Below are 9,751 nucleotides of genomic sequence, written 5' to 3' on the forward strand. Positions count from 1 at the left end.
AGGTACCGGCGAGCATAAACACGCCAATCGGTTTGCTGGGGTTGTCCAGACCAGCGCGCGAGGTTTGGATGCGCTTGGCGACCATTTCCAGGGCGTGGTCTTGGCCGATGATGCGTTTTTTCAGGTAGGTGGCCAGGTTAAGCACGGTTTCCAGTTCGTTACGGGCCATACGGCCGACTGGAATGCCGGTCCAATCGGCGACCACCGAGGCCACGGCCTGGTAATCGACAATCGGCAAAATCAGCGGCGACTCGCCTTGCACCGCGGCCAAACGGCTTTGTACGTCGTGCAGGCGAGTGTGCAGTTCGGTATTGGGTTCAGCAGGCGATGGCTCGGTCGCCGTGTCATCCACCGCTTCGGCGGCGGCGCGCAGTTGGGCACGAATGTCCAGCAGCTCATCGACCAAGGCTTTCTCGTCAGCCCAACGGTTTTCCAGCCCGGCCAGGCGCTCGCGCTCCTCGGTCAGCAGGCTTTGCGCACTGTTCAAGCGCTCGCCAATCACCACGCCGATGGCCTGCTCGCGGCCGATAATCGCCAGCTCGGTTTCCAGCGCTTCGATACGCCGACGGCTGTCGTCCACTTCCGCCGGTACGGCGTGCAGGCTGATGGCGGTGCGCGCGCAGGCGGTGTCCAGCAGGCTGACGGATTTATCCGGCAATTGGCGCGCCGGGATATAGCGGTGCGAGAGTTTTACCGAGGCTTCCAGGGCTTCATCGAGGATCTGCACCTTGTGGTGTTTTTCCATGGTCGAGGCCACGCCGCGCATCATCAAAATGGCTTTGTGTTCAGACGGTTCTTCCACCTGCACAACCTGGAAACGCCGGGTCAGCGCCGGGTCTTTTTCGATGTGTTTTTTGTACTCGGCCCAGGTGGTGGCGGCGATGGTGCGCAAGGTGCCACGCGCCAAGGCCGGTTTCAGCAAGTTGGCGGCATCGCCAGTACCGGCTGCGCCACCGGCACCCACCAGGGTGTGGGCTTCGTCGATAAACAAAATGATCGGCTTGGCCGAGCCTTGTACGTCTTCAATCACCGAGCGCAGGCGCTGTTCAAATTCGCCTTTCATGCTGGCGCCCGCTTGCAGCAGGCCCACGTCGAGGGCGCGCAATTCCACGTCTTTCAGCGCGGGCGGTACATCGCCGGCGACAATACGCAGGGCAAAGCCTTCCACCACGGCGGTTTTACCCACGCCGGCTTCACCGGTGAGGATCGGGTTGTTTTGCCGACGGCGCATCAGCACGTCCACCAGTTGGCGGATTTCTTCGTCGCGGCCCACGATAGGGTCAAGCTTGCCGCTGCGCGCTTGTTCGGTGAGGTCGACGGTGAATTTCTTTAGCGCTTCCTGCTTGCCCAGGGCGCCGGGGGCGATGGCGCCGCTGGCTTCACCGGGGGCCGCGCCGGCGTTAAAGCCGTCGCTGGCGGTCAGGGCGTTTTCTGGCGAGTTGCCGACGTATTCGGCAAAACGCTCGGTCAGCGCTTCAATTTTGATTTTGTCGAACTCGGACGACAGCGCCAGCAAGCCATGGCGCAGGCTCGGGGTCTTGAGAATACCGACCACGATATAGCCGGTACGCACCTGGCTTTCGCCAAACATCAGGCTGCCGTACACCCAGGCACGCTCCACCGTTTCTTCCACATTGGAGGACAGGTCGGTGATCGAGGTTGAGCCACGCGGCAGGCGGTCCAGGGCTTCGGTCAGGTCGCGGGCCAGGCGCGCCGGGTCGAGGTTGAATTGGCGCACCAGCTGATGCAGGTCGGAGTCTTGCAGCTGCAAGATCTGGTGAAACCAGTGGGCCATTTCCACATAGGGGTTGCCGCGCAATTTGCAGAACACGGTGGCCGCTTCAATGGCTTTATAGGCAAGGCTGTTGAGCTTGCCGAAGAGGGCAACCCGGCTGATTTCACTCATGTCATATCTCCATATTCGGGCGTTGCAGCAGCCGGTCCCCGGCGTACTGGCTAGCCAGCAGTAAATCCTTGGCATCCTCGCCGGGGTCACCCAGCCAGGCGTTGAAACCCAGCCGCACAGTGCCGGCCAGGTTTAGAGGGGGTACTTCTTCGCGGCTGAGCACCAGGTTGACATCCCAGTCCAGCTCTTGGCCCAGGTACTCACCGACCCAGGCCGCCAGTTGGCGAAACAGCTCGCCACCGGGCAACAGACGTTCGTATTTATCCAGCGGCATGGGCCCAAGTTTGAGGCGGAATTTATGCTGGCGGTCCCATACGTGGGTGCCCAGGCAAACGTCCATACCCAAGGTGCTGGCCTGGGCGCCCAGGCGGCTGTGCTCAGGCAGTTCCAGCCATTGGCCGACGTATTCTTCGATGGCCACCGGCAGCTCGAAGTACTCGGACAGGATCACTTTCAAGCCATCGGGGTAACGGCTCGGTGCGGCCAAATGCCCGGTGTAGTAGTAGCGCGCTTGATCGGGGATTGGCCCCTGACCGAGCAAGCTGTCCATGCCCCGCCCCGACAATGCCGCCAGACGCGCCGACCAGTAGTCATCATCCGGCCGGTCATGACTCACCGAGGGCCGCGCCTCCGCCCAGGCCCGGTAAAACAGGGTCAGCAGGCGGTGGTGGAAGATGTCCATAAAGCGTTTGAAGCCAGGGTCGTTCTCGTTGCGCTGGCGTTCGCGGGCATATTCGGTGAGGTGCAGCGGCAACGGGCCGTTGGGGCCGGTGAGGCCAAAGAAAAACTGCTCAACCCGCGGCGGCACACCTTCGCTGGCCGGCTCAACGGCGGACAAGGTCGACGGCGCAAAGCCACAATCGGGGGTTTGCCCCAGGCGCAGCGGGTCGTCGGCCAGGCGCACCGAATGGCCGAGGCGCGGCTTATCGACGGCTTCGCATTCGATACGGCGCAGCGCCTGGAAGAAATCGTGTTCCCAGGGTGCGGCCGCCATCGCGGCGAGGGTGTTTATTACAGGTTCGGTCGGCATCCGGGTTTCGCCTGCCAACGCATAATTTCGCCGCGCTCGGTGGTGCGCAGCACGGTTTCGGTAAAGCTGTTTACCGACACATAGCGGGTGAGAAAGCGCTCAAACACCGCGCCGAGGAGAAACACCCCGGTGCCACGAAAGGCGTTTTCATCAAACTCCAAACTGATTTCCAAGCCACGGCCAAACACAATCGGCCCCGGCATCGGCAAGCGCCGGGTGCAGGGTTTGCTGCTGACCTCGCGCAGGCCTTCGATCTGCAATTGCAGCGCCGAATCGGTGGGGTCGCCATACAAACGCAACAGCTCACGCAGGGCAGCGGCGCCCTGCCCTTGTTCGGACAACGACAGGTAGTTCAGCGACAGCTGGCTGATCAAACGCCAAGCGCTGTCGTCATGGGCGCGGCTGGCCCGTGGGCGGCTGGGGCCGGCCAGGCAGCGCACGTCGAGTACCGGCGCGCTGTCTTCCAGGCTGAAATCGGTTTTGCTGGTGCCCACCGGAATAAACATCGCCAGGTCGCGGTTAGTGCACAGCGCGCCAATGCCTAGCTGGCGCAGGTCGTGGCGGTACGGCGCCTGGTTGGCGTCCACCAGCGACACGAAGGTTTCGCTACCGACATAGGTGGAGCGCGGGCCGTTACGGCGTTGGTTGCTCGACAGTTTGCGCGGCTCGCGGCGGACGATGTAGTAGGCCTGCTCGCGGCCATAGCGCGACGGATCGCGCACCGCATAAAACGGCTGGAACGGTTGTTCCGGCCCGGTGCCATGGCCGGTCACCTGGGTCAGCGAGTGAATTTCAAAATCCATCGGCCGCGTGCGGTCGGCAATCACCTGGTGTTCATTGACCCGCTCACTTAGGTGAATGCGGTCGGCGCGACGCGGGAACAGGTTGATCGCCGGCGTGCAGAACGGCACAAACTGCTCGCCGCCCACGGTGCCTTCGAGGGTGGCGTCGTGCTTGTTAAACAGGATGATGATGTCCAGTTCATTGCCGCTGCAGCGCTGAATGGAGCGCTTGAGTTCGGCAAACTCGACAAACAGGAAACGGTTGGGCAGCGCGAAGTATTCCTGTAGCAGCCGGTAGCCTTGGAAGGCACGCGGCACCACAGGCAACAAAGCGTCTTCGTCATCAAAGCCACGGGGGCGAATGGCACCGGGCGGCAAGCGCTCGACCCAATCACTGCCCGGCGCCTGGGCAAATACCGCGCAGGCGTTGCCGAGCAGTTGCTCGTAGAGGCGGAACGGCTGCTCATCAGCACCGTGCAGGTACAGCGGCAGGCTTTCCAGGCTCAGGCTATTGAGCGGCAAGCCAGCGCCACTGCGCAGGCGAATACGCAAACCAGCTTTGGCTTTTGGCTCGCTGGCGGCCAGGCGACCGAGCACGGCCGCCGGGTTGCCAAAGTATTCGGCGCTGGCCACTTCCAGCGGCCACAGGGTCACCGAATGGGCGGTGCGGAATTCGCAGGCGGTTTGTTCTTCACGGCCCAGCACACCGCGCAACGGCGCATTGCGCTCCACGGTAAAGCCGCTGCTGAGCGAGCCTTCGTTGGGGTCGGCACGCAGCTGCACCACGGTCATCGATGGGGTCGGCGCCAGGTAGTGCGGGTAGGCGATTTCCAGCAGGTTATGGGTAAAGGTCGGGTATTCGGCATCCAGCTTGAGGTGCACCCGCGCCGTCAGAAACGCAAAGCCTTCCAGCAGGCGCTCCACATAGGGGTCGGCGCAATCGACGCCCGACAGGGTCAGGCGGCTGGCAATTTTGGGAAATTCGCGGGCGAACTCGGCGGCGCTTTCGCGGATATGCGCCAGCTCCAGGTTGTAATACTCGAGCATGCGCGGGTTCATGCTTTTCTCCGCTGCTCGTTGGGCACGATTTTCACGTGGCCGGTTTCCAGGTCGAGGTTGGTGGTGAGGATCAGCCGCAACGGTACCGGCAGCGCCCACAGGTCGCCTTCAATCTCAAAGGCCAGGGCGTTGTGGTCCATGCCCTCCTCCAGCAAGCGCGCTTTGACCTGCAGGGTCGAGCGCAAGATGCGCGGCTCAAAGGTGGCAATGGTATGGGCGATCAGGCTTTCCACCGCATGCACGTCGATATTCGACAGGCTGCGCCCGGCCAACGCCGGCAAGCCGTAATTCACCACCGAGCTACCGGCGGCGGTGGCCGCAGCGGTTTCCACGTCAAGCAAGGAGGTGGTGTTAAACAACCAGGTCAGGTCGCGCAGCACAGAGGCCTTGAGCTGGCTCATGGACAACACGCGCTTGTCGGCACTCTCGTTGGGGTTGCTGCGGTCGTCGTCCACCAGGCGGTCAAGCAATGACGGTTGCAGGCGTTCCTGGAGTGTCATGTTGGCCATGGCTTAAACGCTCTTCATCAAACGGCTGCCACGCTGAATTCCAAGGTGCGCAAATCAAACAGCGCGGTATCGCCTTCATCGCTGGCAAACAGGCGCTGGCCCAGCGGCACGCCGTTATCAAGGAACTCGGTTTTGCGCGCCAGGCGCGCAGCATCATCACCGGCGCCGAGGGTGTCCGGGTAGCGGCTGGGCAGCAGCGCCACCAGGGTGCCGCCGTTGATCAAGGTGAGCTCGGCCGGCAGCCAGACCAGGTCGCGCAAATCGCTCGGCGCTTCCACGCTGAGTTTTTGCAGGTTGCTCATCGGCAGCCAGGCGTAGCGGCCGTTAACGATCACTTCCAACACCGGGCCCAGGCGTGGGTCGGCGTCGGCAAACCAGGCAAACGGCTGGCCATTGACCTGGCCGGCGGTGGCCGGCGCGGCGTCGAAAGCTTGCTCGCGCAGTTGTTGCGCGGCCTCGGTCTGGCCGTCAGCGTCGTACTTGAGCGCTTGAATCAGCGGCGCAATCCATTCGGCAGGTTCGCCCATGATCACTGGGGTGACGCGGCCAGCAAACACTTCACTGCGCAGCGCTTCGCACTCCAGCGCGGTGCGGTAGGTTTGCACCATGGGCAAGGCAGCGGCATCAAGTTCGCCGACCACTTTCAACTGGTTTTGGGCACGGCTCCACTGGCCCATCACGGCCAGCAGCTGAAAAAGAAAAATTCGCAGAGTGGCGTTGGCGGGAGCACCGCGAACCTGGTCTTGCAGGGCCTTGAGCGCATCATCGAGGCGACCGGCACGCAACAGTTCATCGGCAGTCATAACACCACTTCCTTGGAATTGAGTTAAAGCAAAAAAAATTCGAAAAGCGTAGGTTGGGTTGAGCCGTAGGCGAAGCCCAACATAGGGGTGCGCCCACAAAATGTTGGGCTTCGCTGCGCTCAACCCAACCTACGCCTCTCCCACAGGGGAGCGAGAGAGGCGAACCCGCTATCAGATCTTGACGTTCTGACGGATGTTCCAGCCGTACTTGATTGGACCGCCCTCTTTCGAGCCGTCTTCTTTCTGGCCTTGGTAGTCGACTTGCACTTGGGCGAAGTTCAGGCCGATGGTTTCGGTCAGGCGATCTTCGCCGCCGCTGCCGCCGGTGGTGACCGAGGAGATCAGCACTTCTTTCATGGTGATCACCAGGTATTCAACCTGGCTGTCGCCGCCGGCCTTTCGCACGGTCAGCTTGGCTTCGGGGTAATGCTTGCCTGAGGAGCAGGCCATCATCAGGTTCGGCGTGGCTTTGTCCAGGTACTTGGTCAACGTCAGGTCTTGCACGTTTACCTTACCGGCGCCGCCGCCAGTGCCCAGGTGCATATTGCCGTTCTGGGACATGCCCCAGCTCCAGGCCAATACATCGACTTCATCCGCGTGAGCCTTGTCCTTGGACTCGCCCTTGATGTCACCGATTTTGATGAACATATCAACAGCCATCATTCCTCCTGCGTGGCCTTGGCCACTTCATCTTTGTTGAACCCACCACCATGGCAAGTTCGTTTTAAGTGCGGTTTTACAGTTGTTGGCAAACGTCGGGAGCGCCGGCCGGGCAAGGCAAACGCCGCCCGGGCTACGCTCCCGGCGTTTTAGGCGCTTTTGGCCGAAGGCAACTTCGAAACCAGACGCAGCGACACGGTCAGCCCTTCGAGCTGGTAGTGCGGACGCAGGAAGAATTTCGAGTTGTAGTAGCCCGGGTTGCCTTCCACTTCTTCCACCACAACCTCAGCCGCCGCCAACGGGTGCTGGGCTTTGGTGGTTTCGGTGGAGTGCGCCGGGTCGCCGTCGACGTAGTTCAAAATCCAGTCCTGCAACCAGCGCTGCATATCGTCCTTCTCTTTGAAGGAGCCGATTTTGTCGCGCACGATGCATTTCAGGTAATGGGCGAAACGGCAGGTGGCGAACAGGTACGGCAGGCGCGCGGCCAGGTTGGCGTTGGCGGTGGCGTCCGGGTCGTCATATTCGGCCGGTTTCTGCAGCGACTGGGCGCCGATAAAGGCGGCAAAGTCGGTGTTCTTTTTGTGCAGCAGCGGCATAAAACCGTTCTTCGCCAGCTCCGCTTCGCGGCGGTCCGAAATGGCGATTTCGGTTGGGCATTTCATGTCCACGCCGCCGTCGTCGGTTGGGAAGGTGTGAGCCGGCAGGCCCTCTACTTCACCGCCCGATTCGATACCGCGAATGCGCGAGCACCAGCCGTACAGTTTGAACGAGCGGTTGATGTTCACCGCCATGGCGTAGGCCGAGTTGGCCCAGGTGTATTTGCTGCTGTCGGCGCCGGTGGTTTCTTCTTCAAACGCGAAGGCTTCAACCGGGTCGGTTTTCGCCCCGTACGGCAAGCGCGCCAGGAAGCGCGGCATGGTCAGGCCGATATAACGCGAGTCGTCAGACTCACGCAGCGAGCGCCAGCCAGCGTATTCCGGGGTGGTGAAAATCTTGGTCAGGTCGCGTGGGTTGGACAGTTCCTGCCACGAGCCCATGCCCATTACCGTTGGCGATGCAGCGGCAATAAACGGCGCGTGCATGGCGGCGGAAATCTTGGCCATTTCGCCGAGCAGTTCCACGTCCGGTGGCGACTGGTCGAAGTAGTAGTCGCCCACCAGGCAGCCATACGGTTCGCCGCCAAACTGGCCGTATTCCTCTTCGTACATCTTCTTGAAGATCGGGCTCTGGTCCCAGGTGGTGCCCTTGAATTTCTTCAAGGTTTTATGCAGTTCCGGCTTGGAGATATTGAGCACGCGAATTTTCAGCTGCTCATCGGTCTCGGTGTTGTTAACCAGGTAATGCAGGCCACGCCAGGCGCTTTCCAGTTGTTGGAAATCGGGGTGGTGCATGATCAGGTTTACTTGCTCGGTGAGCTTGGCGTCGATGGCGGCAATGATCGATTCAATCGACTTGATGGCGTCGTTGGAGATCAGGTTGGTTTGCGCCAACGCATGCTCGGCCAAGGTGCGCACTGCGGTTTCCACCGCCTCGCGGGCACGCTCGGTTTTGGGTTTGAATTCTTGCAGCAGCAGGCTGGCGAACTCGCTGGTCTGCTCGGTCGTTGCTTGCGGCAACGCCTGGTTGTCGGTGCTCAATTCGGCCATGTTGTTGTCCTCTTAAGCCTTAGGTTCTGCGTCGGTTGGCTTCGGCGCGCTGGCCAGGGCTTGCAACAGCGCCGGGTCCTGGATTGCTTTCATGATCATGTCTTCTGCGCCGGTTTTGCCGTCCATGTAGGTCAGCAGGTTGGCCAGTTGGGTGCGCGCGTCGAGCAGCTTGCTCAGCGAGTCGACCTTGCGGGCGATGTTGGCCGGGCTGAAGTCCTCCATGCTTTCGAAGGTCACGTCCAGGCTCAGGTTGCCTTCGCCGGTCAGGGCGTTGGGCACGTTGAAGGCCACGCGTGGCTTCATGGCTTTGAGGCGCGAGTCGAAGTTGTCGACGTCGATTTCCAGAAACTTGCGGTCAGCGACCGGCGCCAACGGCTCGGCCGGCTTGCCGGCGAGGTCAGCCATAACGCCCATAACGAAAGGCAGCTGGATTTTTTTCTCGGCGCCGTACAGCTCCACGTCGTACTCGATCTGCACACGGGGCGCGCGATTGCGGGCGATGAATTTCTGGCTACTGGTGACCATGTTGCTCCTCCCTCGCCCGTGGGCGACTGAACAGTGACTTCATCGGCCCACGGGTGCTGGCCAATGTTTGGATTGCGGTTTTCCGGGCTTGCTTTAACGCTGCCCGGAACATCATTCGGAATCAGGCCCGCGCAAGGCTTCGAACTGCGACATGCCATCGGGAATAAGGTTGCGCACGATGGCGGCGAAGTCGGCGGTAACCAGGGTTTTCGCCCGGCTGAGCAACACCGGCACCGGGCTCGACGGTTCGTGCCGAGCGTAGTAGTCAAGCAGGCGATCGAGCAGACGCAAGACGTCGTCACGATTGGCGATCTCGCCGCTGACGCGCGTTGCGGCTTGGCCCACAGCGGCGCTGGAATCGTGGCCGCTGCCAGCACCGCTTTCGTCGCTGCCGCTAGCAGCGGACTCGCCCGCCTGGGCGCTGCTGCCAAGGGTTTGCGAGGCCTGGCGGAGCATCTGTTTCAGCGGGCCAAGATCCACGCCTTGGTCGGAACCGACCTGCTCGCTCACTTGGTTTTCGATGGCGCTCAAGGCAGTCAACGCTTGTGCCACCGCATCGCGGGTGGCTTGCACAGCGTCGGCATCGCCATCACGCAAGGCACCGGCCACTTGTTCCTGGCTCAGGCTTTCGCTGGCAAACCGTTGCAGGCCGTAAGCGTTGACGGCCGCGCGCACGGTAACCGGGCCAACGGTGCGCGAACGCACCAGAATGCTTTCCCACAGCAGACGAATATTGTCGTCGGCATTCAGGCCAGTCAGGGCGTTGATACGCGAGGTGGGGTCTTGGTCGTCGGGGTCCAGCTGGGGATGCAAATCGGCCCAGTACTGGTT

At 61.7% G+C, this 9,751-nt stretch carries 9 protein-coding genes; all 9 read right to left on the minus strand.

Going from position 1 to position 9,751, the window contains the following annotated elements; all coding sequences use genetic code 11:
• Nucleotides 1-1,906 (minus strand): AAA family ATPase (locus tag AAAB16_RS17475; protein ID WP_340664463.1); only part of this gene is annotated, 1,906 nt, incomplete at its 3' end.
• Nucleotide 1,907: 1 nt separating this feature from the next.
• Nucleotides 1,908-2,954 (minus strand): type VI secretion system baseplate subunit TssG, encoded by a 1,047-nt coding sequence (gene tssG, locus AAAB16_RS17480; protein WP_340664464.1) that lies wholly within the window; start codon nt 2,952-2,954, stop codon nt 1,908-1,910.
• The gene (gene tssF, locus AAAB16_RS17485) at nt 2,918-4,777 is read right to left on the minus strand and encodes a type VI secretion system baseplate subunit TssF (RefSeq protein WP_340664465.1); all 1,860 of its coding nucleotides are present in this window, start codon (nt 4,775-4,777) and stop codon (nt 2,918-2,920) included. Before tssF ends, tssG begins: the two co-directional genes overlap by 37 nt.
• The gene (tssE, locus tag AAAB16_RS17490) at nt 4,774-5,286 is read right to left on the minus strand and encodes a type VI secretion system baseplate subunit TssE (RefSeq protein ID WP_110614176.1); all 513 of its coding nucleotides are present in this window, start codon (nt 5,284-5,286) and stop codon (nt 4,774-4,776) included. The genes tssF and tssE overlap by 4 nt, the downstream gene beginning before the upstream one ends.
• A 17-nt stretch (nt 5,287-5,303) precedes the next feature.
• Nucleotides 5,304-6,089 carry a type VI secretion system accessory protein TagJ gene (locus tag AAAB16_RS17495; protein WP_340664466.1) on the minus strand — a complete coding sequence of 262 codons (786 nt, stop codon included), beginning with the start codon at nt 6,087-6,089 and terminating at the stop codon, nt 5,304-5,306.
• Between the two features lie 171 nt (nt 6,090-6,260).
• Nucleotides 6,261-6,749 carry a type VI secretion system tube protein Hcp gene (locus AAAB16_RS17500; RefSeq protein WP_108094145.1) on the minus strand — a complete coding sequence of 163 codons (489 nt, stop codon included), beginning with the start codon at nt 6,747-6,749 and terminating at the stop codon, nt 6,261-6,263.
• Nucleotides 6,750-6,898: 149 nt separating this feature from the next.
• Nucleotides 6,899-8,395 (minus strand): type VI secretion system contractile sheath large subunit, encoded by a 1,497-nt coding sequence (tssC, locus tag AAAB16_RS17505; protein WP_340664467.1) that lies wholly within the window; start codon nt 8,393-8,395, stop codon nt 6,899-6,901.
• Between the two features lie 12 nt (nt 8,396-8,407).
• Nucleotides 8,408-8,920: a type VI secretion system contractile sheath small subunit gene (gene tssB / locus AAAB16_RS17510; protein WP_110614179.1), complete on the minus strand. Its 513-nt coding sequence runs from the start codon at nt 8,918-8,920 to the stop codon at nt 8,408-8,410.
• A gap of 111 nt (nt 8,921-9,031) precedes the next feature.
• A partial coding sequence (locus tag AAAB16_RS17515; RefSeq protein ID WP_340664468.1) for a type VI secretion system protein TssA occupies nt 9,032-9,751 on the minus strand: 720 nt, incomplete at its 5' end.

The organism is Pseudomonas sp. (assembly GCF_037994325.1).
GTDB lineage: Bacteria > Pseudomonadota > Gammaproteobacteria > Pseudomonadales > Pseudomonadaceae > Aquipseudomonas.

Excerpts from the sequence above, each read along its gene's own strand:
- tssF (WP_340664465.1), bottom strand. The coding sequence starts at position 4,777 with ATGAACCCGCGCATGCTCGAGTATTACAACCTGGAGCTGGCGCATATC.
- tssE (WP_110614176.1), bottom strand. The coding sequence starts at position 5,286 with ATGGCCAACATGACACTCCAGGAACGCCTGCAACCGTCATTGCTTGAC.
- AAAB16_RS17495 (WP_340664466.1), bottom strand. The coding sequence starts at position 6,089 with ATGACTGCCGATGAACTGTTGCGTGCCGGTCGCCTCGATGATGCGCTC.
- AAAB16_RS17500 (WP_108094145.1), bottom strand. The coding sequence starts at position 6,749 with ATGGCTGTTGATATGTTCATCAAAATCGGTGACATCAAGGGCGAGTCC.
- tssC (WP_340664467.1), bottom strand. The coding sequence starts at position 8,395 with ATGGCCGAATTGAGCACCGACAACCAGGCGTTGCCGCAAGCAACGACC.
- tssB (WP_110614179.1), bottom strand. The coding sequence starts at position 8,920 with ATGGTCACCAGTAGCCAGAAATTCATCGCCCGCAATCGCGCGCCCCGT.